Consider the following 22,253-nt stretch of genomic DNA (forward strand, 5'->3'; position numbering starts at 1 on the left):
CGTGCCCGCTCCCTTCGCTGCCTACCACTCTCGCACGCCTGTGCGGTGGTGACCTGCGGCAGCCCCCTCGGCGGGGCGCGCGTCGCGGCCCCGCGCCGGGCTCCGCCGGTGTCCTCGGCAGCCCCCGGCAGCCTCCCGGCTGTGCCGTCAGCCGTCCCCGGTGGCCGCCCCGTCCAGATAGTGGAAGCCCGGGCGAGGGTGCATCAGGAACTCGTGGTGCGAGATGTTCCACCCGTACGCGCCGGCTATCGCGAACAGCACCCGGTCCGCCGTGCGCAGACCGTCCGCCGCCGGGGCGGCGCGGGCGAGCACGTCCTTCGGGGTGCAGAGCTGACCGGCCAGGGTGGCCCGGCCGGTGGTGACGGCGGGCCGCGGCCAGGGGTGGGGCCAGTCCGGCACCGGCAGCACCGAGAACGGCTGGTCGTGGCCGCGGGTGGCGGGGGTGCGCAGATGGTGGGTGCCGCCGCGGACCACCGCGAAGTCCTCGCCGTGGCTCCGCTTCACGTCCAGGACCTCGGTGGCGTACCAGCCGCAGTAGGAGGTCAGCGCGCGCCCCGGCTCGATCCGCAGGGTCAGGCCGGGGTGGCGGTCGAGAAGTCCGGCCAGGCCCGCGCCGAAGGCCGTCCAGTCGAAGCGGGCGGCCGGGTCGGCGTAGTCCACGGCCATGCCGCCGCCCACGTTGACCTCGTCCAGGACGAACCCGTGCCGGGTGGCCAGCGCGGCCGACCAGCCGACGATCCGCTCGGCGAGGGCCAGCTGCTCCCCGGCGGCCAGCCCGCTGGCCAGGTGGGCGTGCACACCGCGCAGCCGCAGCCGCCGTCCGAGCGGCCCGGCGAGCAGCCGGACGCACTCCTCGGCCCGCTCCGGGTCCAGCCCGAACGGGGTCGGCCGCCCGCCCATCGCCAGCGCCACCGAGGCGAGCGTGCCCGTCGCCACCGGCAGGTTGACCCGCAGCAGCACGTCCACCACGGTCTGCGGCCGCCCGGCCAGGACGGCGGCCAGCCGGTGCAGCTCCTGCTCGCTCTCGACGTGCCAGCGGTGCACCCCGGCGGCCACGGCGGCGGCGATCTCGGCGGGCGTCTTGCCCGGGCCGCCGAACGCCAGCCGGGCGCCCGGCACACTCGCCCGGACATGGGCCAACTCGCCTCCGCTGGAGACCTCGTAGCCGTCCACGGTGTCCCGTAGCGCGGTCAGCAGGGGGGCCTCGGGGTTGGCCTTGGCGGCGTAGTACAGCTCGACCCGCCGGGGCAGCGCGGCCCGGACGGCGGCGGCGTGCGCGCGCAGCGCCGCCAGGTCGTAGACGTAGGCGGGCAGCGCCTCCGGCGCGAGGCCGGCCACGTGCCGGCGGACGGCCTCGGTCATCGGGCACTCCCTGCGGCAGCGGGAACGGGGGCGGTCGCGGTGGCGGGAACGGCGGTGGCGGGAACGGGCCGAGTGCCCGCGAGCGCGTCCCGGCCCGGGGGCTGCGCGGCCCCCGCCAGGACGTGCCCGGCCAGCGGGGACGGCAGCCGGACGTACCCGGCCTCGCGGTCCGCCTTGCGCTCCCAGCGGGTGAGCAGGTTGGCCTTGGCGGGCAGCGGCGCCCCGGCGAGCAGGGCGCGCAGCCTCGGCGGGCAGCCGTGGGCGTGTGCGTACCGTGCCAGTGTGTGGCGGACGGCCTCCCAGAGGGCGCCCTCCAGCGCGGGGTGGCGGTCGGCGAGCGCGGCCAGCAGTTCGGCGATGTGGTTGACCAGTAGGCAGTAGACGACGCGGTCCCAGCCGCGCTCGGCGTCGTACGCCATCGGCCCGGCCACCTCGGGCGGCAGGACGGCGAGCGGGGCGGCGTTCCGTTCGGGGAGGAGCTTGGTGCCCTCCAGGTCGCGGAAGATCACCTGGGCGGGCCACCCGGCCGCGTCCACACCGATCAGCACGTTCTGCAGGTGCGGCTCCAGCACCACGCCGTGGTCGAAGTAGGCGGCCAGCACGGGTGGGACCAGCAGCCGCAGATAGGCGTTCCACCAGTCGAGCGCCACCCGCCCGTCCTCCCGTCGTTCCCCGCCCCCGGGGCCGTCCCGCTGCCCGAGCAGCCGCGAGATGTGCGCCGAGCTGGTCGGGTGCTCGTCGGCGACGGCGGCCGCGAGCAGCGGGGTGACGCCGGGCCGCAGCACACCGGCGAAGCCCTCCCGGACGATCAGGCCGAAGCCCTCGTACAGCGCCTGGTCCGGGCGGCCGTCGGCGCCGGGCAGGGCGAGGGTGCGGAACGCCGGTTCGCGCAGCACCGCGGCGTCCGGGAAGCGCTCGGCGAGGTCGGCCAGCGCCGGGGCGAGCAGCCGGGTGAGCGCGACGGCGCCGGTCAGCTCGTACGCGGCGTTCTTGCGCAGGCAGTTGGTGATCCGGACGTTGAGGCTGAACTTCAGGAACGCGCCCGCGCCGTGCAGGGTGCGCACCGAGGCGGTGGCGGTGAACGGTTCCCCGCCGGGCCCGAGGTCCAGGATCTCCCCGCCGGCCAGCGCGTCACGCAACAGCGGGTGGTCGGCGAGGAGCTGGTACTGCCAGGGGTGGGCGGGCAGCAGTCGGTAACCGGCGGGCGCCTCGCCCAGTCCGTCCAGCAGCGCGGTGGCCCGCTCGTCCAGCGAGGAGTGCGCGAGCAGTTCCTCCCGGACGGCGAGGTGATGCAGCCGGAAGACGGCCCGGGACTCCGGCGCGTAGGCGCGCCAGTCGCCGCGCGCGGCGGAGCGGGACTTCGGGGCGGGGTGGAAGCGATGGCCGAACAGCAGGGCCTGCTCGGACTCCAGGTAGCGGTCGGTGCCGGGTTGTGGTCGGTTCTCCAGCCCCTCCCGCACGCCGTCATGGCTGGACGCCAGCTGGTCGAGGAACTCCTCGTTCACCGTTCCGGTCCGCAGCTCCAGCTCGTGCTGGACGTGCCCGGCCAGCTCACGCCAGTCCAGCTCGGTCCAGCCGTCCGGGCGTTCCTCCTCCACCGGGCCGGTGAAGCGGTGCGCGCCGAGCAGCGAGGTGCGGCGCAGCGTGATCCGCAGCCGGACGCCCCGCCGGGGCAGCCGGACCAGCAGCCGGCCGTCGGTGACGGCGGTCCGGCGCTCGGGTGCGGAGACCTCGCGCAGCAGGCAGTTGAGCAGGGTGTGGGCCACCGCCTGGTCGGCGGTCGGCAGTTCGTGGGTCATCGGCGACTCCAGCGCTTGCGGGACGGGAGGGCTGATCCGGTGGCCGCGACGGCACCGATTCCGGAGTACCACGCCACGGTGTTCGCGCTCATCGCGCGGGCCCGGGCGCCAGGAGGTAGTTGGGGCCGCTGGTGTAGTGCTTGTTGATGTCGGTGGCACCCGAGCGCTGCTTGCCGAGCAGGGTGCCGGCGGTGACCATGGCCTTGACGGGCAGCCGCCCGGCGTCCAGCAGGGCGGTGCGCAGCGGTGCGCCGGCCGGTCCGATCCGGTCGACGGCCTCGGTCAGGCGGCCGCGCAACAGGGCCAGGGTGTCGGTGAGTTCGGCGCGGCCGTGTGCGGCGAGGCCGAACGCCAGGGCGCCGGTGCAGAGATGGCCGGTGATGGTGGTGAACAGGTCGGTCAGCGGCCGGTCGTCCGTGCCGAAGATCCGGGCGTCGTCGAACTCCTCCCGGGCCGGGGCCTGTTCGCCGAGGGTGGCGGCGAGCCGGCCGGTGTGGACGCGCGGTCCGTCGTCGTCCTTGTAGAGCAGCCGCAGGCCGTCGCCGTCCAGGACGAGCGAGGTGTTCTGCTGGTGGGACTCCAGCGCGATGCCGTAGCCGAACAGTGTGGTCTGCCAGTCGAGCAGCAGCTCCAGCAGGGCGTCGTAGAGGGCGAGCGGGTCACCGCCGTAGTAGCGGTCGGCCAGGTGGTCGAGGACGAGGCGGCCGCCGGGGGCGGGGGCCAGCAGGGCGGCCAGCGGGACGGTGACGGCCCGGTCGAGGCCGGCGGGGTAGCGGCGGCAGAGGACGGCGAGCAGTTCGTGCCCGGCGTGGGCCCAGCTCTGTTCGTCGGCGTGCAGGATTCGCCCGGCCAGGCGCGGTTCGCGGGCCAGCACGGCCTCGACCAGTCGCTGGCCGGCGGCGCCGTCGAGCAGGGTGCCGGGCTTGATGGTGCGCCGGTTGAGCCGGCCCAGCGTGGCGGTGGCGAGCGGGAGTTTGAGGTGGCGGGCGGGGTCGTCGGCGACCGCGACGGTGCGCATGGAGAGGGTGGGGACGACGGTCAGGTAGGGCCGGTCGGCGAGCACGGCGCGGTCGGCCAGGCCGGTGGCGCGCAGGGCCTCGGCGAGCGGCGCGCCGACGGTGAGGGGGTGCACCGGCAGGGTGGCCCAGGCGGCGTCGCCGCCGTCCAGGTCGAGGCCGAGCCAGCTGGGGGTGGGCCACCAGCTGGGCAGCGGCCGGTCGCCGTGCGCGGTGACGGCGCCGGCCGGGAGGGCCAGCCAGCGCAGTTCGAAAGCCGGGTGGAACTCCGGTGCATACGAGCGGAGTTGCTGTTCGGTGAGGCCGGCCCGGCCGCGCGCGGTGGGGTAGACCGGGTGGTCGAGATAGGCGGCGAGGGTGTCGTGGCCGAGGGCGGCGGCGGGGCCGGTCCAGTCGGCCGGGTCCGCGCCGTAGAGGTCGGTGAGCGCGGTGTGCACCTCGGCCCGGGAGCGCCGGTGCAGTTCCATGGTGGCCAGGGTCTGCCGGCATTCCTCGGTGAAGGCCGCCCAGCCGGGCCGGTCCTCGTCCTCGGAGAGCCCGGCGAGGGCGGCCACCACGGCCTCCAGGGAGGTGAGTCCGGTGCCGTGGAGTTCCAGCAGCGGCCGCCGGGCCGCGTACTCGCACTGGAAGCCCTCCGTGGCGACGGGCAGGGCGAGGCCGGCCTCGGGGAGGACCAGCCAGCGCCCGTCCGCCCGGTCCTCGGGCCGGCTGTGGCTGCGCAGCCCGAGCACGTCCTCGCGCAGCAGCGCGGAGAGCACCCGCAGGGTCAACTGGGCTTCGGCGGACTGGGGTTCGAAGGAGTCCGGGCCGGTGGTGTTCGCATCGGGTGCAGGGCGCGCGGTGCTCACGGGGTGATCTCCCAGCGGTTGGCCGTGCGGAAGCGGGCGACGGCGGTGTCCACGGCGGCCTGGTCGGTGCCGACGGCCCAGATGACGCCGAGGTAGTCCCGGTTGGTGCGGTAGTGCTCGTGGCGTTCGCCGAGCGGGCGCAGCGGCCGGTAGGCGAGCCGGACGCCGTCGCGCTCCTCGTCGTACGGCCCGGGGGCGGCGGTGAGGATGCCGGCCCGGTCGGCGCAGACGGCCTCGTTGCGGGCGCGGCGGGCGGTGCCGGCGCAGTGCTCGCCGAGATCCTCGGGCAGTGCGCGGCCGAGGTGGGCGCCGAGGATGTGCTCGAACAGCGGGATGCCGAGGACCTCGGCGAGCATCAGGTCGCACTGGTCGCCGATGGCACGGTAGTTGACCTCGATGATCCGGGCCCGGCCGTCCGGCTGGACGACGAACTCGGTGTGGCAGGCGCCGATCCCGATGCCGATCGCGTCGAGCTGGGCGAGCACCTGGCCGACCACGTGCGGCGGGTGCGCGGGGGTGAACTCCAGTGCCTCCTCGATGAAGTGCGGGGGAGGGGAGAGCCTGGTCCGGAAGCCGCCGAGGACATGCCGCCGCCGACCGTCACCAAGCGTCTCCAGGGTGTGCAGCCGCCCCGGCAGGAACTCCTCGACGACGAGGGTGGAACCGGCCCGGCGGTGCTGGATCTCCCGGCATCGGAGCGCCAGTTCGGCGGCGTCGCCGACCAGTGTGACGTCCTCGCTGGCGACGCCCTCGCGCGGCTTGACGACGCAGGGGAACGGCGGGTCCAGCTCGGCCGGGTCCTGCCCGGGCGCCAGCTCGGCGGACCAGACGGAGTCCAGGCCGGCCAGGGCGAGGTGGCGGCGGAGCTGGCCCTTGTCCTTGGCGCGCAGCGCGGCCTTCCAGTCCTTGGCGGGCAGCCCGAAGTACTCGGCGGCCAGGGCGGTCTGGGTCTGGAGGTGGTCGCTGTTGCTGAAGACCGCGTCGGGCGCGTGGTGACGGGAGATGCGGCTGACCACCGCGCGGAAGTCCGGTACCTCGCACTCCAGCACCTCGGGCGCGAACTCCATTCCGGTGTAGGCGCGGTGGTGAGGGCCGGCGTGGTCGGTGAGCACGGTGACGTCCAGCCCGAGCCGGGCGGCGGCCGGGAGGAACCCCTCGGTGACCGAGTCGGTGGGATTGAGGGCGAGCAGATAGAGCCGCATGTCTGGCCTCTCCGTGGTGCGGACGGCTGCCGCCGGGGCCGCGGTGTCCGGCGGGTCGATTCTCGGCACGGGGCGAGATCCTAGGTTAGGTTTGCCTAAGTCCGTCAAGTCGCCCCCGGTGTGGTCCGGGGCATCCATTGATCGCCTATAAGGTAAGCCTCACCTCATTCGATCTCGGGAGTGCCGATGATCTCGGGAACACCTGTGCCCGCCGTGCCCCGCGTCGCGCAGCCCCTCCGCGCGGACTACCGGCGGCTGTCCGACCTCTGCCCGGTGCTGCGGGTCCGGCTGCTCGCCGCCGGCGAACCGCCCCCGCCGGCGGCCATGGGCTGGTACTCGGCGGTCGAACTCGCCCGTGACCCACAGGCGTTGGATGCCGCGCTGGCCGGCGAGGCCGCCCGGATCGCCGCGGCCGACGGCACCGCCCCGCGCCCCCATGTCACCGCCTCCCGGCTGCTGCACCACTACCTGTGGTCCGTCTGCGTCCTGATCGCCGGACCATGGCACCTCGGCCGCCGGGTGCCCACGATCGACCCCGCGGACCTCTGGCTGCACGCCCCCACCGGCGACCTCGCGCTCCGCCCGCGCGACCACATCACCCTCCCCGGTGACGACGAACTCCGCGCCGAACTGCGCGCCGCCGTCGTCACCCACGTCGAACCCCTGCTCACCGCCTTCGCCGCCCCCACCCGGCGCGGCACCCGGGCGCTGTGGGGCATGGTGACGGACGATCTCGCCTCCGCGATCTGGTACCTCGGCCGGATGCTGGGCGAGGAGGACGCCGCCGTCGCCGCCGCCGAGGCCGTCCTGCCCGGCGGCACCCTGCCGCTGCCCGGTGCCGCCGCCTTCCGCCGCCTGACCGGCGCCGACGGCCGCGAGCACATCACCCGCACCCGGCTCGGCTGCTGCCTCTACTACGCGGTCGGCCCCGCCCCCGCCTGCCTCACCTGCCCCCGGACCTCGGACGAGGAACGCCTGCGCCGCCTCTGACGCCCCGTCCGTCACGAGCGGGCCGCGACACCGGTGCCGGTGACGGCCGCCACGCTCGCCCACATGCTCCGCGCCCGGGGAGCCCGAACCGCGGCCGGTCGATGCCGCTCACGCTCCCCGCGGCAGCTCCCGCCGCCCGAACACCGCGACGCCCCGTTCCAGGTCGACCCCCGTCCCGGGCGGGGCACCCGCCAGGTTGTCGTCCCGCAGGGCCAGCTGCTCCTGGCGCTGCTCGATCTGGACCCGCTTGTTGGGGTTGAAGAGGGCGTGCAACTCCTCGATCCCGGCGGCGCCGAGGCCCACCCCGGTACTCCGCGCGCCCGGGCTCCGCCCGCGTCGCCCGATCCGGCGCACCGCGACCGACCCGATCAGCACCAGCATCAGCGCCGCCATCGTCAACATGCTCACGACTATCGCCATGCTGGTCCAACGAGCCCCGGCCGCGCCTTGGTTCCGAGTACCCTGCACCGTGGATCATCTCCCGGACGACCATCTCCCGGACAGTCGTCCCCCGACAACGGAAGCGAGACGCCGATGGCCACCGTGCGCGGAACATCCGTGGACATCCCCACCCAGGACGGCACCGCCGACGCCTACCTGACCCACCCGGACGACGGCGCGCCCCACCCCGCCGTCCTGTTCTACCTGGACGCCTTCGGGCTCCGGCCGCACATCCGGGCGATGGCGGACCGGCTCGCGGCCGCCGGCTACACCGTCCTGGTGCCCAACGTCTTCTACCGGCACGGCCGCGCGCCGGTCGTCGAACTGCCCGAGTTCATCGCCGCGGGCGCGGACCCGGGCCTGTTCGAACGCCTCGGCCCCATCGTGGGGTCGCTCACCCCGGAGCAGACGGAGCGCGACGCCGACGCCTACCTCCGCTGGCTGGCCGACTCCCCGCTCGCCGCCGACGGGCCGGTGGGCATCACCGGCTACTGCCTGGGCGCCCGGCTGGCCCTGCTGACGGCCGCCGACCACCCCGAGCGGGTCGCGGCGGCGGCCGGCTTCCACGGCGGCTTCCTGGCCACCGAGGCAGAGGACAGCCCGCACCTGCTCGCCGACCGGATCACTGCGGAGCTGTACTTCGGGCACGCCGACCAGGACCCTGCGCTCCCCGCCGAGCAGATCGACCGTCTGACGAAGGCCCTCACCGCCGCCGGTGTCCGCCACACCGCCGAGGTGTACGAGGGAGCCCACCACGGCTTCACCCAGGCCGACACCGACCGCTACGACGCGGCGGCGGACGAACGGCACTGGACCGCGCTGCTGGCCCTGCTGGAGCGCGCGCTCTGAGATGATGAGCCGCCTTCCCGCCCGGCCCCCAGGCGGCCACCGTGCGGCAACTCCCCGACGGCACCTGGACGACCCTCACACCCCGCCCTCGGCCGCCCCCTGACGCACCGACTTCCACGCACTGATCGACCCCGAGGCCATCGTCCGAGGTGCAAGGCCGTGGCGTACGGGAGAGTTCGCCCGGCCTCGGGGTGGATGGAAAACCGGTGTCGGCGAGCGTCCTGAGCTGGGATGATCATGTGGTGGTGCACACTGACTACCCACTCCCTCCGTCGCCGGCCGAGGCCGGCTTCCTCGGCGAGTTCGAGACCCATGTGACCGTCGCCTGCCCGGACGGCGATCTGCCGGGGCTCGAACGGTGGGCCGCCGAGCGCGGAGTGAAGCTCCTCCACATCCGCCTCGCCCGGGGCCGGACCAAGTCCCAGCCGATGGTGACCCTGAACGGCGCCGGATCGCTGCGCCAACAGCGTGTCGCGGCGGAGGAGTTGACGGACGGTCTGAGCGCCGCCGGGTACCGGCCGGTGCGGGTGAAGATCGAGGCCACGCCCTGGACGGACGGCGTTCCGGCGAGCGACGAGGACGCGCGCCGGCTCGGCCCGGAGCGGTACTTCGAGCACCATCTCAAGGTGGCTCTCGCCGCCGACGCCGAGCGCGAGGCCCTGACCGCCGTCGCCGTCGGCCACGGCGCGCACGTCTCCTGGAACGCCCGCCGGGTGGCCGGGCCGTCCGGGCGGCAGCAGCGGTTCGTCACCCAGCGCTGCCACGGCGTCGGCCTGCGGACGGCGGGGGACCGGCTGGACCGGCTGGTCGGCGCGGTCGCCGGGGCCGGCTTCGACATCCTCTCGGTGGAACGGGAGTTCGTCGTGTACGACAGCAATCTGGCGGTGGACGACGGTTGGCTCGACGGAACGGACAGACGATGACCGGCACCTGGGAATCCTTCGGATGGCGTAATCGGGAGGTGCCGAAGGCCCCGCTCGACGACGAACGGCGCCCGGGGTACGGGCTGCCGCTGACGCTCCGGCCGGTACAGGACCCGCGCGCGGTCCAGAAGGCGGTTTTCGACCCCGCCCTCAAGCAGTACCCGAACGCCTACCGGGCCACCGACCCCCGGTTCGCGGACCGCGAGGTCGGGCTCGCCTGGCGGGACGCCCGGCGCCGCGCCATCGACCTCGTCCTCGCCGGCATCGCCGGCTCGGACTGGGCCGACCACCTGGTGCTGCGCGGCAGTGTCCTGCTGCGCGGCTGGTACGGCGAGGCGGCGCGCGAGCCGGGCGACCTGGACTTCGTGGTCACCCCGGCCGACTGGGAGATCGGGGAGCCCCGGACGGCCGCGATGATCGACGGCATAGCCCGCGCCGCCGAGCAGGCGGCCGGGCAAGCTGCCGCCGGGCACCCGGTGCGCTTCGACGCTGCGGGCGCCGTGAGCGAGGACATCTGGACGTACGAGCGCGTTCCCGGCCGGCGCCTGGCCCTGCCCTGGACGGCCGAGGGGCTCCCCGGCGGCACCGTGCAGCTCGACTTCGTGTTCAACGAGCGGCTGCCGGTGGCGCCGGAGCGACGGCTGGTCCGTCCGCTGGCGGACGGGCCCGGTGCCCCGGTGCTCGGCGTCACCCCCGAACTCTCGCTCGCGTGGAAGCTGATGTGGCTGGTCACCGACCGGTACCCGCAGGGCAAGGACCTCTACGACGCGGTGCTGCTGGCCGAGTCGTGCCGGCTGCGCCGGTCGGTGCTGCGGGACGCCTTCGTGGGCGGGGAGCACTGGTACGCCTTCCACCCCGTCACCGCGGCGAGGATCGGGGAGCTGGCGGTGGACCTGGAGTGGGACGACTTCGCCCGGGAGTATCCCGAGGCCGAGGGCGGCCCCGAGCAGTACGTCCGACGGCTGGCCGAGGCCCTGGCACCGACCTTCGACGGCGACGACGGGACCGGCCCCGAGGCGAAGCGCTGGTGGCTGGCGGGCTGGGTGGACCGGTATCGCGAGGTGCTCGACAGCGCCGGTATGCCGGAGGTCCAGCGGCGGCTCGCCACCTCCGACGCCCCGGCCGCCCTCGCGATCGTCATCACCCGGGAACTGCTCGGAGGTGAGCGGTGCCGCTTCGAGGACGCCTGCGCCGTCGTCCTGGCGGAGCCGGCCTGGTCCGGCCTGGTCGACCGGTACGGGCGGGACCCGGAGTGGTGGGCCGGCCTGGTGCGAGAGGCCCGCGACGGGGCGTGAGCGCCGGTCGACGGACTGTCAGTGGCGGGTGCGAGGATCGCCGCCATGACCGAGGAGACCTTCGACTGGCGTTCGTTCCTCACCCGGTGGAGCGAGGAGTGGGCGGACGCGCACGCCGACGCCGACGACAACAGGGCGGGTGACGAAGAGCCGCTGCGTGCCCGCTGGCTGGGGTTCGAGCCCGCGTCCGCCGAGCGGACAGCCGCGATGGAGGCGTGGGTGGGGCAGCCGCTGCCGCCGTCGTACCGGGCCTTCCTGGAGGTCAGCGACGGCTGGCGGCACGCGGGCGGCTTCGTCTGGCGGCTCGCCGGTACCGAGGGGGCCCGTTGGCACCGGGACGGCGCGGGGACGGGGCGGCTCGACCGTGAGTTCCTGGACGAGAACTCCTCGCCGGAGCAGGTCATGCGGGCCGGGATGTGGGATCGCGCGGTGCAGTTGGACGTCGAGTCCGACCTGGTGCTCGTCCTGCTCGACCCGCTCGACCGGGACGAGGCCGGGGAGTGGGCGGTCTACCGGCACGCGTCCTGGTCCGGTGGCCCGCCGACCAGGTACGGGTCGTTCCGGGCGTTCATGGCCGCCATGTACCGCGAGTTCCACCGGCTTGCCTCCGGCCGTACGGAGGGGAGGTTCGTCAACAGCACGACCCGGGCGCTGGACGAACTGGTCGAGCAGGGCCGGGCCGAGGCGCTGCGCGGGGGGTACGAGCGGGCCGAGGCGGCACTGAAGGAGGCGGCGGAGTTCGGCAGGCCGCGCGCCACGGAGATGCTCGACCAGATCAGGCGTCTTCTCGGGCAGACCTGGTCGGTCGGCTTTGGCGGCCTGGCGGCCGATCCGCGTTACACCGGTGACGTGGTGGCCGTGCTGGCGGCCGAGCACATCCGGTCCCAACGCGACCCGGGTTCATGGGAGTTCGTGCTGCGTTCCGCGTCCGGAGAGGTGCGCGGCGCGGCGGCGGAGATCCTGCGGCAGGTGGCGGAGCAGACCTTCCGCTACACCGCTCCCGGCGCGTTCGGCCGGGCCGTGGAGCACGCCCGGGAGCAGGCGCGATGGGGCGGCACGGACGAGGCCTGGCGGACGCTGCTCGCCGGGTTGCCGCACTGGACACCGCTGGGGCCGGACCACCTCGCGCCGCTCGGCCTGCTCGCCGACCCCCTCCTCGGGCCGCTCGTCACGCCGGAGCGCGGACGTGAACTCCTCGCCGTCCCGAGGGGCGGGTACGCCGACGACGGACCGGCGGGGGTCGTCGCCCCGGCCGGCGGGTCGGGGTCCGGCTCCAGGTGCGGCTCCGGGTGCGGGGGCGAGTCCGGGTGCGATGGCCTGGCCTGGCTGGCCGCCGAGGACCGGCAGGGGCGCCATAACGGGTACCGCTTCGTCCTGGTCGAGGGTGTGGCCCCGGACGAACTGCCCGCCCGGTTCGGGGCGGACGGCGACGCCACCGCGCTGGGTGCGCCGATGACCCGTTGGGAGGCTCAGCGGCAACGGTTCGCCGGCGGCGTGAGTTCGACGTACGACGACAAGGCGCAGGCCTTCGTCGCCCGGGCCGGAGCCGGTTGGAGCGTCGCGTTCGACACGGACCCGGCCTCCTTCTGCGCCCCGCGCTTCGAGTCCCCGGCCGCAGCCGCCTCGCACGGCACCCGGGCGGTCGTGGTCTGGGGCGTACCGGCCGAGTCGCACGCGGCCGGGGACGGCCTGTTCCACCTCTCCGTCGCGGAGGACGGCGAGGAGCGGTACGCGTACACCGTCGAGGGCGCTGACATCCGCCGCAGCGGCGCGATACCGCCGGCGCTCGACCCGGACCGGTTCTTCGCCCGGGGTGAGGACGCCGGCCCGGACCACGTCATTGCGGAACACGTTCTACCGGAGCAGGACGACCGGCGGCCCGACCGGCGGGCCGAGCGCGCGGCTCTGACGGCGATCGCGGCAGAGTTCGGTGTCGCGCTGCCCCGCTTCGCCCTCACCGAGGGCCGTCTGCACTCCTTCACCACCCGCTCGTGGACGCGCCCGCCGGGGCCCGGCGAGAGCTACGGGGAACTCAGGTGGATGGCGGCGGGCGAGAGCTGACGTGCGGTCGCACCGTGACGGCCACCGGGGTCGCGGGGGTCGCGGGGGTCGCCGGGGCGGACCGGCTCACCTACGGACCGCAGGCGTCCTCGCCCTCGCCGCCGGCGCGTGGCTCCAGCCGCCGCTGACGCAGCAGTTCCTCGTACTCGGCGTGCACCCGCCGGTCCATCGCCAGCGCGAACTGCGCGTCCGCCACCGTCCGGGCCAGCGGGCGTACCCGGAGGATCCGCTCGGTCAGCCGGGCCGCCTCGCCGGGCGGCAGCGGGGCGTCGGCGGAGAGCGCGCCGAGCAGCTGCCCGGCGACCACGGTGGTGAAGATCTCGGCGATCGCGTCCACGTGCTCCCGGGTGCGCCGGCTGGCCTCCAGGACGGCGGAGAGCGGCACCCCCTCGGCGACCAGCGCCGTCGTGGCGTCCATCAGCCGGCGGCTGACGTGGGTGATGCCGTCGTCCTCCACGGTGATGTAGCCCTGGGCGATGGACTCGGCGGTGTTCTCCTCGGTCAGCTGGTCGCCGAAGGTGGCCTTGAGCTCTTCCCAGTCCAGGCGCACCGGCGTCTCGTCCGACCAGGGCGCGACGATCGCGGCCTCCAGCCCGATCAGCTCGGCGACGTCCCGGCCGCTCTCGCCGGCGCCGATCAACTCGGCGATACCGCCCAGGGTGTGGCCGCGCTCCAGCAGTTCGGCGATCACCCGCAGGCGGGCCAGGTGGGCGTCGCCGTACCAGGCGATCCGGCCCTCCCTGCGGGGCGGCGGGAGCAGTTTGCGCTCGCGGTAGAAACGCAGCGTGCGGGCGGTGATGCCGGCCGCTTCGGCCAGTTCCTCCACCCGGTACTCGCGTTGTCCGTCGTCCGCAGCCGCTCTGAGCTTCTCCACGGCGCTCAGCATAGGACCGGCGGTCGTCGAAACGGGGTGGTCGTCCTTCTTCCATCAACTGTCAGCAAGGGCTACCCTGCCAACCATGCCAGTGATTGCTGGCATGGTTACCCGGTCTCCGGGGGGACGCTTCCCGGGACAGTTCCTCTTGGCAGTGTGCAATCCGCGATCCCACCCTCAGGAGGACGCCGCATGGCATCCAGCACCAAGCGCCCCCGGCCCGGCACGCCCGCCCAGGAGGCCGGAAACACCCAGGACGCCGACGACTCCCACGACGCGCACGACGTCCCGGAGACCGACGACGCCCCGGCCGCCCACGACCCCCAGGCCCCCGCGGCCGTCCCGCACGTCCGGGTGGCGGTCATCGGCTCCGGCTTCGGCGGCCTCGGCGCCGGCGTCCGGCTGCGCCGCGCCGGCATCACCGACTTCGTCATCCTGGAGCGCGCCGACTCGGTCGGCGGCACCTGGCGGGACAACAGCTACCCCGGCTGCGCCTGCGACGTCCCCTCGCACCTCTACTCCTTCTCCTTCGCGCCCAACCCCGACTGGCCGCGCAGCTTCTCCGGCCAGCCCGACATCCGCGCCTACCTGGAGAAGGTCGCCGACGTCTTCGGCCTCCGCCCCCACCTGCGCTTCAACACCGAACTCACCGAAGCCCGTTGGGAGGCCGAGCAGACCCGCTGGCGGATCACCACCACCGCCGGTCAGTGGACCGCCGACGCGATCGTCTCCGCCTCCGGGGCGCTCGCCGACCCGCAGATCCCCGACCTGCCGGGCCTGGACACCTTCCCCGGCAAGGTGTTCCACTCCTCCCGCTGGGACCACGACTACGACCTCGCGGGCCGGCGGGTCGCCATGGTCGGCACCGGCGCCTCCGCCGCCCAGATCATCCCGTCCATCCAGCCGAAGGTCGGCCGGCTGACGGTCTTCCAGCGCACCCCCGCCTGGGTCCTCCCGCGCGGCGACCGCGAGATCAGCGGGCTGGAGAAGTGGCTCCACGGGCGGCTGCCCGTCACCGCCAGGATCCGCCGTGGCGCGCTGTTCGCGCTCCGCGAGCTCCAGGTGGACGCCTTCGTCCGCCGGCCCGGCGCGCTGCGCCTCGTCCAGGGGCTCGCCGAGCGGCACCTCGCGCAGGGCGTCGCCGACCCGGCGCTGCGGGCCCGGCTCACCCCGGACTACCGGATCGGCTGCAAGCGCATCCTGCTCAGCAACACCTACTACCCGGCACTCGCCGCCGCCAACACCGAGGTGGTCGCCTCCGGCCTGCGCGAGGTGCGCGGTTCGACCCTGGTCGCGGCCGACGGCAGCGAGCACGAGGTGGACGCGATCGTCTTCGGCACCGGCTTCCACGTCACCGACATGCCGATCGGCGCACGGGTGTTCGGTGCCAACGGCACCAGCCTCGCCGAGGAGTGGAAGGACGGCATGGAGGCACTGCGCGGGTCCACCGTGCACGGCTTCCCGAACCTCTTCTTCGTCGTCGGCCCCAACACCGGCCTCGGCAACAGCTCGATGATCCTGATGATCGAGTCCCAGCTGAACTATCTGATCGACGCGCTCACCACGCTCCGCTCCGTCGGCGCCACCGCGATGCAGCCGACCGCCCGCGCGCAGCGGCACTGGAACCTCGAACTCCAGCACCGGATGGACCGCACCGTCTGGACCACCGGCGGCTGCCGCAGCTGGTACCTGGACAGCAGTGGCAGGAACACCGTGCTCTGGCCCGCCTCCACCACCGCGTTCCGCCGCGCCACCCGCAAGGTGGACCTCGCCGAGTACGAGCTGATCATGCGTACCGCGCCCGCGCCCGCCGCCGGCGCCGCCACCGCCACCACCGAGGAGGCCCTGGTATGAGCCCGACGCTCCCGGCCGACTGCCTTCCGCCCGCTCCCGTCGAGGAGTTGGACGTCCGCTCGACCGACGGCATCCGGCTGCACGTCGAGATTCACGGGCAGCCCGCGGCGCCGACCGTCGTCCTCGCCCACGGCTGGACCTGCTCGACCGCCTTCTGGGCCCCGGTCATCCACCAACTCGCCGACCGTTACCGGGTGGTGGCCTACGACCAGCGCGGCCACGGTCGCAGCGAGATCCCGCCGAGCCGGGTCCGCTACTCCACCCGGGCGCTCGCCGAGGACCTCTCGGCCGTGCTCACCCGGACCGTCCCGGCGGGGGAGCGGGCCCTCCTCGTCGGCCACAGCATGGGCGGCATGACCATCATGGCCGCCGCCGGCCGCCCCGAGGTCGCCGAACGCACCGCCGCCGCCCTGCTGGTCTCCACCGGCCCCGCCGACCTGATCGCCGAACTGACCATCCTGCCGGGAGCGGTGCGCTCCCCGGGGCTGCGCCGCTTCCTCCACCACCGGCTGCTGGGTTCCCGGCTGCCGCTCGGGCCGGTCGGCCCGGCCAGCCGCGCCGGGCTCAAGTACGTGACGATGGGAGCGGCGTCACCCACCGACCGGGTGCAGGCGGCGGCCCGGATCGTGCACGCCTGCCCGACCGCCGTCCGGGCCAACTGGGCGGGCGTGCTGGAGCGGCTGGACGTCAGGGCCGGACTCGCCCGGCTCACCGTGCCGACCGCCGTCATGGTCGGCACCGAGGACCGGATGACGCCCCCGGTGCACGCCCACCGGATGGTCGCCGCGCTGGCCGACCCGCAGGGACTGCTCCTGCTGCCCGGCATCGGCCACATGCTGCCCGTCGAGCGGCCCGCAGAGGTCGTCGCCGAGATCCACCGCCTCGCGGGCGCCCATCTCGCCGTCGCCCACCCGCCCGGCGTCCAGCCGTCGGCCGCCTCACTTGAGAGGACCGCCGACGCATGAACGCCATTCCGCCGCTCTCCGCGCAGGTCGTCGTGATCACCGGTGCCGCCCGAGGCGTGGGCGCCGCGCTCGCCCGCACGCTCGCCCGGCGCGGCGCCGAGGTCGCCCTGGTCGGCCTGGAGCCGGCCGAGCTGAAGAACGTCGCCGCCCTCTGCGGACCGACTGCCACCGCCTGGGAGGCCGATGTCACCGACATCGACGCGCTCACCGAGGCCGCCCGGCAGATCAAGGAACACCACGGCCGGATCGACACCGTCGTCGCCAACGCCGGCATCGCCGTCGGCGGCCCGCTGCTGGACAGTGACCACCGGGTGTTCAGCCGGGTGATCGAGGTCAACCTCCTCGGCAGTGTCGCCACCGCCCGGGCCTTCCTCCCCGCCCTCACCGAGAGCCGCGGTTACCTCCTCCAGATCGCCTCGCTCGCCGCGATCGCGCCCGCCCCGCTGATGAGCGCGTACTGCGCCAGCAAGTCGGGCGTCGAGGCCTTCGCCCACGCGCTCCGCGCCGAGGTCGCCCACCAGGGCGTCAAGGTCGGGGTCGGCTACCTGAGCTGGACCGACACCGACATGGTGCGCGGCGCCGACCAGGACGTCGTCCTCGCCCGGATGCGCTCCCGGCTGCCCTGGCCGGCCGACAAGACCTACCCGCTGGATCCGGCGGTCGCCCGCCTCGCCGCAGGCATCTCCCGCCGCTCCGCCCACGTCTACGCCCAGGCCTGGCTGCGCGGCATTCAGCCGGTCCGCTGGCTCCTCCCCACCCTGATCGCCGCAGTCGGCTCCCGCGATGTCGCCAGGCTGGCCCCGGAGCTGAAGGCCACCGCCGCCACCCGGACGCGCCCCGTCGGCGCGGGCGGCGCCGCCGACGAAGCGGCGCGCGGCGAACGGACCTGAGCGGCACGGGCAACGGAGGATAGGTAACAGACAACAAGTAACAGATGACAGGTAACAGATTTCGAAATCTGTTACCTGTCATCTGTCATCTGTTATTCGAATCTTGTTCGCCCGAGGTGGTGCGGTCAGCTCCAGTTGCCGGTGGTGGGGGTCCAGTTGGGGTTGCCGTAGCGGAAGGTGGTGTCGGGGGTGCCGTTGTAGGCGTTGCTGAGGGCGAAGTCGCCGGTGCTGGGGCGGTAGATACCGTAGGTGGTGCGGCCCTTGCCGGCCCAGTCGCCGACGACGGGGAGGTCGCCGGGGTTGCCGTAGGTAACGGTGGAGACGCTGCCGTCGTCGTGGCGCAGCGCGAAGATGTTCTGTTCGCTGCTGTTGGCGGCGGGGCGGAAGATGCCCATCTGGGTGTGGCCGACGCCGTCCCAGTCGCCGACGATCGGGATGTCGCCGGGGTCGCCGAAGACGACGGAGTCGACGGTGCCGTTGTCATGGCGGACGATGAAGGTGTTGGTGCTGGGGCGGTAGACGGCCATCTGGGCGTGGCCGTTGTGGTCCCACATGCCGGGTACGGGCTTGTCGCCGGGGTCGCCGAAGGTGAGGGAGTCGCTGGTGCCGTTGTCGTGGCGCAGGGCGAAGGTGTTGGTGGAGGGGCGGAAGACGCCGATCTGGTCGTGGCCCACGCCGTCCCAGTCGCCGGTGATCGGGGTGTCCCCGGTGTTGCCGAAGCCCACGTTCGTGGTGGCGCCCGCGGCGTTGCGCAGCGCCCACGTCCCGTCCTGGAACACCCCCGCCGCCGTCGGCCGGACGGAGGGCCCGGTCGGGTCGTCGACGACACTGTTGTTACGGACCGGCTTGTAGGTGCCGAAGTTGGAGAAGTACGGGTAGGGGATGGTGCGGTGCTTGACGCCGCTCCCGGTGAACTCGTAGCCCACATAGGAGTTGTGGCTGGTGTCGGCCCACTGGTCGAATATGACGATGTGTCCGGCAGCCCCCGCGGCGTCGTTCAGCAGGGCGTCGCCGGGCTTGAGGTCGTTCTTGCTGCCGAGCCAGGACGCGACGCCGCTGGGGACGAAGCTGGTGGTGTCCAGACCCGGGGTGGAGAGCTTCCAGGCCATCGAGGCGTAACCGGAGCAGTCCGTGCGGTAGCCCTGGTGGGTACCGTTCCAGCTGTAGACGAGGCCCTGGTTGAACCAGCCGTTGGCACGGCTGATGACCTCGGAGCGGGTGACGGTCGGAGCCGCCGCCAGGAGGGAGGCGCCGCTGCCCGGTGCGCTCTGGACGTTGAGCGGAGCGGACGGCCCCTGGCCGGCACCGCCCTTGTCATTCGTCCCGGGGACGGCGGCCGTGGCGTCGGCGGACGGCCCCGGCTGGGCGAGCGCCGGGGACGCGCCGACGGCGAGGACGGACAGGCCCGTGGCGAGAAGGGCGCAGGCGGCACGCAGGGCGGGGCGCGAAAAAGGCATGGCTGTCTCCAATGAACGGCTCGAAGTCTGCATCGGAAGGCGCCGACGGCAGGGCGGAGGGCGGTGATGGCGACCGGGGCGGCTGTCCTGCAGGAACAGCCGGTCCGGTGCGCCGCCCGGATGGTGCTCCCTGGTGGCAGACACCAGCTTGGTCGCGGCTCAGGGCCGGCGGAAGGGTTGTCAGCTGGACGGAAGCGTCCCTGGACTGTTGCGGCCAGGTCTGTGGCCAGGGCAGGCGAAAGCGTCCGGCGGATGCGTGTGAGGGGTGGCGTGGGGGTGCATCACCGCGGGGAGCGCGCTCATGACGGCGGCTGGGATGCCGGACCGGCCACGGTCGCAGTCGGCACCGCGAAGGAGGCCGACCTGTCCACGGCCCGGGACAACGGAAAACGGCCCCGGACCGGGGCCGTTGGGCGAGTGGGGGCCGGCGGCTACTGCCGGGAGGAGACCTGCTTCAGTACCTCGTAGCCGCGCTGGACGAAGCGTCCGTCCAGCGCCGGGCCGCAGTTGGCCAGAGCCCCGACGACCGAGGCGGTCTGGGGGCAGAGGCCGACCAGTGAGGTGAAGCCGCGCGTGGCGCCGGAGTGGAAGAAGAGGTCGCGGCCGCCGACGCGCCGGTGGTTCCAGACCAGGCAGAGCTGGTCGGTCGAGCGTGGCAACCGCAGCCGGAGCTGCTGGACGTCGTCCAGAGCCTCTCTCAATTCGCTTTCCTCGCCGGGAAGATGCGCGCGGAGGAAGCGCAGCACATCGGCGCCGCCGGCGCGGACGGCGCCGGCGCCGGGCAGGCCGGGGATGCGCCAGGGCGGCAGCGGGCGGCCTCGCCGGTGTCCGACGGCCCGGTCGGGGGCGTCGGGGGAGCAGGTGGTGGACCGCAGGTCCAGCGGGCGGAGAATGCGGTCGGCGAGCAGCTCGGGGTAGGTGGCGCCACCGGCCTCGGTGAGCAGGCGGCCGAGCAGGGCGACACCGTAGTTGGAGTAGCCGAACCAGCTTCCTGGTCTGTGGTGCACGGTGGTTCGCGCCAGGCCCTCCCTCAACTGCTCGTCAAGATAGGCGGCGTACGGGTTGCTGAACCAGGTGGGGGCGGCCTCCGCGAGCAGGCCGGGCGGCAGTCCGGGAAGGCCGGAGGTGTGGGTGGCCAGGTGGAGCAGCCGGATCGGGCCGCCGCGGCGGACGGTCGCAGGGCGCCAGCGCTCGGGGAGGTGGCGTTCCACCGGGTCGTCCAGGGCGAGTTCGCCACGGGCCGCCATGGTGGCGAGCAGCAGTGCCGTGAACGTCTTGGTCACCGAGCCGAGTTCGAAAACGGTCTCGGGCGTGCACGGCGCGGCGCTGTCGCGGGCGAGCCGCCCGTGGCAGCGGACGGCCTGCCGGTCGCCGCGGGCCACCGCCAGTGTGACGGCGGTGGCGTGCGGCGCGGCGGCCCGTACGAGTTCGGCCAGCTCCGGCTCGCCGAAGCCGTCGAGTTCGCCGGGTTCGCCCAGGTCGTCGAGGCGATCCAGGCCGCCCGGGCCGCCCAGACCGTAGGGCCCGCCAGTCGCGGTGGGCCCGCCAGGCCCGCCAGGCCCGTTCACCGGGCCGAACGCGTCGGGCTCCCCCGAACCGCCGAGGGCGCCCGCCACGTTCATGCGGCCACGGCGGCGCCGCCGAGCGCGCGGGAGAGGGTGACGGTGCCGGCCACCACCCCGACCACGGCGGTGTGTTCGTGGTCCTTGAACGCCTGGGCCGGATCCTCCGATACGGGTTCGGAGCTGTCGCGGGGGATCAGTCCGTCCTCGCGCTGAACGGCGGCCAGCGCCTCCCAGCCCTGCATGCCGGTGACGGGCTCGCCGATGCACGAGTCCACCACCAGCAGTTCGCCGACCAGGTCCCACTCGCCGACCTCCAGCCAGATGTCCACCCAGACGGGCAGCCAGGCGCGGACGAAGTCGGCCATCGGCTCGGGCAGGCCTTCCGGGCGGGCGCCCCAGTCGGTGAGATGGAAGACGGCATGAGTGATGTGGTAGCCGGTCATCCAGTCCATGGCCCACGGTTCGGGCGTGGCGCTGAGCCATGTCCCGGCGGCGAGGGCGGCCCAGTCGTCCGGCCGGTCGGCGAGGCCCACCACCCGGCGGGCGTTGGCGACGGCGAGCCGGCGGCCGGGCAGGATCTCGACGGCGTGCACGGACCGCAGCCGGCTGAGCGACGCCAGCAGCTCTTCCAGTGCGGGATGCCGGTAGCCGGCCCTGGCGAAGTGGACATAGGTTTCCAGCGGGTCGGTCATCACCAGATGGCGCAACTGCCGCTCGTAGAGGAGGTTTCCGTTCTGCAGCTGGGACCAGCCGAAGTCCAGGATGTCGCGGGCGACCTGGGCGTTCCGCGGGCCGGTGACGCCGTCCCGCAGGACCAGCGAGGCGGCCAGCGCGCATTCGGCGATCGGCTTGTAGGCGTTGTTGGGGTCGGAGAGGTCGACGGTGACGTTGTCCGGGAGCCGGCCGAAGCCGCGTTCATGGGAGGCGTGCAGCCAGGCCATGGCACGCGAGCCGATCTGCTGTGCGATGGAAAGCCGCTGATCGTCCGTCATGCCGTCGCTCCGTTCGGGGTGATGGCCAGCAGGGCTTCGGCGATGCCGAGTTCGAGCGCGGTTCGGGAGCTGCCGTCTCCGGCGGCGTGGATCCGCTCCAGCACCGGTTCGACCTCCAGCGGCAGTGACAGGCCTTCGGTCCGGGACCAGGCGAGCCAGCGGGCGAGCCGGGCGGCCACCCGGTGGTCGCGGCGCAGCATGGAGCGGACGGTGCCCCGGGCGAGCGCAAGGGTGTGGGTGCGGGCGGTCCGGTGCACCGGGCCGTCGAGGCCGGGCAGGGCGAGCGCGGAGAGCTGGGCCATCCGGACCGACCAGGCCTGCCAGGCATGCGGTTGCGGCTGCGGCGCGTGGTCGGGCTGGGGTGCGCGGAGGGAGAGTTCCGCCAGGCCGGGAGTGCTGATGGAGCGCAGGGTCCGGGCGAACAAGGCCCCGGTGGCCCAGTCCCGCCAGGCGGCGATCAGTGCGGCGCCCTCGGGGGCGTCCGGGCCGTCCGCCTCGGCGGCGGTTGACGGAAAGGCCCGGTGCGCCTCGGCGAGCAGCAGGACGGCCTCGGTGTCGGGCGCGGCGCCGCCGAGCAGTTGCGGGGCGAACAGGTCCGGCCCGAGCACCCGGACGGCGGCGAGCAGCGGCCGGGACGCGTTGGCCGTGCCGGGGTCGACGAGCGCGACCGCACCCCCGGCGCCCCGAAGGGCGCCGAGGGTCTGGGCCGCCATCTGCTCGACCGCTGCGGCGTACTCGTCGCGGAGCGAGGTATGGGCGAATGACATGGCTGGGTGGTCCTCCTTGAGGAAGGCTTCACGAAGGCTTGCGGGGAGGCCCGTTGGGAGAAGTTCCACATCGGTGGGCTTCGCGACGGGTGGCTTCACCGCG

The 22,253-nt window shown here is 74.1% G+C and carries 18 protein-coding genes; 8 read left to right on the plus strand and 10 right to left on the minus strand.

Annotation, left to right across the window (positions count from 1 at the left end; all coding sequences use genetic code 11):
- Positions 1-147 precede the first annotated feature (147 nt).
- From ACIQIB_RS03185 to ACIQIB_RS03200, 4 genes are all read right to left on the minus strand, one after another.
- Complete coding sequence (locus tag ACIQIB_RS03185) at positions 148-1,362, minus strand: type III PLP-dependent enzyme (protein WP_400756396.1); 1,215 nt, start codon at positions 1,360-1,362, stop codon at positions 148-150.
- Positions 1,359-3,161: an IucA/IucC family protein gene (locus ACIQIB_RS03190; RefSeq protein WP_400756398.1), complete on the minus strand. Its 1,803-nt coding sequence runs from the start codon at positions 3,159-3,161 to the stop codon at positions 1,359-1,361. The genes ACIQIB_RS03185 and ACIQIB_RS03190 overlap by 4 nt, the downstream gene beginning before the upstream one ends.
- A gap of 88 nt (positions 3,162-3,249) precedes the next feature.
- Entirely contained in the window at positions 3,250-5,025 is a 1,776-nt protein-coding gene (locus ACIQIB_RS03195) for an IucA/IucC family protein (protein ID WP_400756399.1), read from the minus strand.
- The gene (locus ACIQIB_RS03200) at positions 5,022-6,227 is read right to left on the minus strand and encodes an acetyl-CoA carboxylase biotin carboxylase subunit family protein (RefSeq protein WP_400756600.1); all 1,206 of its coding nucleotides are present in this window, start codon (positions 6,225-6,227) and stop codon (positions 5,022-5,024) included. Before ACIQIB_RS03200 ends, ACIQIB_RS03195 begins: the two co-directional genes overlap by 4 nt.
- Positions 6,228-6,431: 204 nt before the next feature.
- Here ACIQIB_RS03200 and ACIQIB_RS03205 point away from each other — a divergent pair, with 204 nt between their 5' ends.
- Complete coding sequence (locus ACIQIB_RS03205; protein ID WP_400756401.1) at positions 6,432-7,217, plus strand: iron-sulfur protein; 786 nt, start codon at positions 6,432-6,434, stop codon at positions 7,215-7,217.
- A 108-nt stretch (positions 7,218-7,325) separates the two neighbouring features.
- Here the strand turns inward: ACIQIB_RS03205 and ACIQIB_RS03210 are convergent, their stop codons facing one another.
- On the minus strand, positions 7,326-7,619 hold the full coding sequence (locus tag ACIQIB_RS03210; protein ID WP_363608536.1) for a DUF6191 domain-containing protein: 294 nt from the start codon (positions 7,617-7,619) through the stop codon (positions 7,326-7,328).
- A 132-nt stretch (positions 7,620-7,751) separates the two neighbouring features.
- On the opposite strand from ACIQIB_RS03210, the gene ACIQIB_RS03215 reads away from it, so the two are divergent.
- From ACIQIB_RS03215 to ACIQIB_RS03230, 4 genes are all read left to right on the plus strand, one after another.
- Positions 7,752-8,507 (plus strand): dienelactone hydrolase family protein, encoded by a 756-nt coding sequence (locus tag ACIQIB_RS03215; protein WP_400756403.1) that lies wholly within the window; start codon positions 7,752-7,754, stop codon positions 8,505-8,507.
- Positions 8,508-8,752: 245 nt separating this feature from the next.
- Positions 8,753-9,430: a hypothetical protein gene (locus ACIQIB_RS03220; RefSeq protein WP_363608532.1), complete on the plus strand. Its 678-nt coding sequence runs from the start codon at positions 8,753-8,755 to the stop codon at positions 9,428-9,430.
- A complete protein-coding gene (locus tag ACIQIB_RS03225) occupies positions 9,427-10,725 on the plus strand; it encodes a nucleotidyl transferase AbiEii/AbiGii toxin family protein (protein WP_400756405.1) in 1,299 nt (432 codons plus the stop codon). The genes ACIQIB_RS03220 and ACIQIB_RS03225 overlap by 4 nt, the downstream gene beginning before the upstream one ends.
- A 45-nt stretch (positions 10,726-10,770) precedes the next feature.
- Positions 10,771-12,786 (plus strand): DUF6461 domain-containing protein, encoded by a 2,016-nt coding sequence (locus tag ACIQIB_RS03230; protein WP_400756407.1) that lies wholly within the window; start codon positions 10,771-10,773, stop codon positions 12,784-12,786.
- Between the two features lie 70 nt (positions 12,787-12,856).
- Here ACIQIB_RS03230 and ACIQIB_RS03235 read toward each other — a convergent pair whose 3' ends face one another.
- Positions 12,857-13,672 carry a MerR family transcriptional regulator gene (locus ACIQIB_RS03235; RefSeq protein ID WP_400756409.1) on the minus strand — a complete coding sequence of 272 codons (816 nt, stop codon included), beginning with the start codon at positions 13,670-13,672 and terminating at the stop codon, positions 12,857-12,859.
- Positions 13,673-13,852: 180 nt separating this feature from the next.
- Here ACIQIB_RS03235 and ACIQIB_RS03240 point away from each other — a divergent pair, with 180 nt between their 5' ends.
- From ACIQIB_RS03240 to ACIQIB_RS03250, 3 genes are read left to right on the plus strand one after another with little or no spacing between them, the layout of a single operon-like run.
- The gene (locus tag ACIQIB_RS03240) at positions 13,853-15,514 is read left to right on the plus strand and encodes an NAD(P)/FAD-dependent oxidoreductase (protein ID WP_363608524.1); all 1,662 of its coding nucleotides are present in this window, start codon (positions 13,853-13,855) and stop codon (positions 15,512-15,514) included.
- A complete protein-coding gene (locus ACIQIB_RS03245; protein WP_400756411.1) occupies positions 15,511-16,479 on the plus strand; it encodes an alpha/beta fold hydrolase in 969 nt (322 codons plus the stop codon). Before ACIQIB_RS03240 ends, ACIQIB_RS03245 begins: the two co-directional genes overlap by 4 nt.
- Positions 16,476-17,369: an SDR family oxidoreductase gene (locus ACIQIB_RS03250; RefSeq protein ID WP_400756413.1), complete on the plus strand. Its 894-nt coding sequence runs from the start codon at positions 16,476-16,478 to the stop codon at positions 17,367-17,369. The genes ACIQIB_RS03245 and ACIQIB_RS03250 overlap by 4 nt, the downstream gene beginning before the upstream one ends.
- A gap of 125 nt (positions 17,370-17,494) precedes the next feature.
- Here the strand turns inward: ACIQIB_RS03250 and ACIQIB_RS03255 are convergent, their stop codons facing one another.
- The 4 genes from ACIQIB_RS03255 to ACIQIB_RS03270 all read right to left on the minus strand — a co-directional run bounded on the left by ACIQIB_RS03255 (position 17,495) and on the right by ACIQIB_RS03270 (position 22,150).
- Entirely contained in the window at positions 17,495-18,826 is a 1,332-nt protein-coding gene (locus ACIQIB_RS03255; protein ID WP_363608519.1) for a hypothetical protein, read from the minus strand.
- Positions 18,827-19,257: 431 nt separating this feature from the next.
- The gene (locus tag ACIQIB_RS03260; RefSeq protein WP_400756415.1) at positions 19,258-20,448 is read right to left on the minus strand and encodes a serine hydrolase domain-containing protein; all 1,191 of its coding nucleotides are present in this window, start codon (positions 20,446-20,448) and stop codon (positions 19,258-19,260) included.
- On the minus strand, positions 20,445-21,383 hold the full coding sequence (locus ACIQIB_RS03265) for a DUF6895 family protein (RefSeq protein WP_400756417.1): 939 nt from the start codon (positions 21,381-21,383) through the stop codon (positions 20,445-20,447). The genes ACIQIB_RS03260 and ACIQIB_RS03265 overlap by 4 nt, the downstream gene beginning before the upstream one ends.
- Positions 21,380-22,150, minus strand: coding sequence for a hypothetical protein (locus tag ACIQIB_RS03270; protein WP_400756419.1), 771 nt, complete (start codon positions 22,148-22,150; stop codon positions 21,380-21,382). The genes ACIQIB_RS03265 and ACIQIB_RS03270 overlap by 4 nt, the downstream gene beginning before the upstream one ends.
- Positions 22,151-22,253 lie beyond the last annotated feature (103 nt).

This window comes from Kitasatospora sp. NPDC092286 (genome assembly GCF_044755565.1).
In the GTDB taxonomy this organism is placed as follows: Bacteria; Actinomycetota; Actinomycetes; order Streptomycetales; family Streptomycetaceae; genus Kitasatospora.

Bases quoted from the DNA above. Each gene is read 5' to 3' on its own strand.
- ACIQIB_RS03185 (WP_400756396.1), bottom strand. From the start codon at position 1,362: ATGACCGAGGCCGTCCGCCGGCACGTGGCCGGCCTCGCGCCGGAGGCG.
- ACIQIB_RS03190 (WP_400756398.1), bottom strand. From the start codon at position 3,161: ATGACCCACGAACTGCCGACCGCCGACCAGGCGGTGGCCCACACCCTG.
- ACIQIB_RS03200 (WP_400756600.1), bottom strand. From the start codon at position 6,227: ATGCGGCTCTATCTGCTCGCCCTCAATCCCACCGACTCGGTCACCGAG.
- ACIQIB_RS03210 (WP_363608536.1), bottom strand. From the start codon at position 7,619: ATGTTGACGATGGCGGCGCTGATGCTGGTGCTGATCGGGTCGGTCGCG.
- ACIQIB_RS03215 (WP_400756403.1), top strand. From the start codon at position 7,752: ATGGCCACCGTGCGCGGAACATCCGTGGACATCCCCACCCAGGACGGC.
- ACIQIB_RS03225 (WP_400756405.1), top strand. From the start codon at position 9,427: ATGACCGGCACCTGGGAATCCTTCGGATGGCGTAATCGGGAGGTGCCG.
- ACIQIB_RS03230 (WP_400756407.1), top strand. From the start codon at position 10,771: ATGACCGAGGAGACCTTCGACTGGCGTTCGTTCCTCACCCGGTGGAGC.
- ACIQIB_RS03235 (WP_400756409.1), bottom strand. From the start codon at position 13,672: ATGCTGAGCGCCGTGGAGAAGCTCAGAGCGGCTGCGGACGACGGACAA.
- ACIQIB_RS03240 (WP_363608524.1), top strand. From the start codon at position 13,853: ATGGCATCCAGCACCAAGCGCCCCCGGCCCGGCACGCCCGCCCAGGAG.
- ACIQIB_RS03245 (WP_400756411.1), top strand. From the start codon at position 15,511: ATGAGCCCGACGCTCCCGGCCGACTGCCTTCCGCCCGCTCCCGTCGAG.
- ACIQIB_RS03250 (WP_400756413.1), top strand. From the start codon at position 16,476: ATGAACGCCATTCCGCCGCTCTCCGCGCAGGTCGTCGTGATCACCGGT.
- ACIQIB_RS03255 (WP_363608519.1), bottom strand. From the start codon at position 18,826: ATGCCTTTTTCGCGCCCCGCCCTGCGTGCCGCCTGCGCCCTTCTCGCC.
- ACIQIB_RS03260 (WP_400756415.1), bottom strand. From the start codon at position 20,448: ATGAACGTGGCGGGCGCCCTCGGCGGTTCGGGGGAGCCCGACGCGTTC.
- ACIQIB_RS03265 (WP_400756417.1), bottom strand. From the start codon at position 21,383: ATGACGGACGATCAGCGGCTTTCCATCGCACAGCAGATCGGCTCGCGT.
- ACIQIB_RS03270 (WP_400756419.1), bottom strand. From the start codon at position 22,150: ATGTCATTCGCCCATACCTCGCTCCGCGACGAGTACGCCGCAGCGGTC.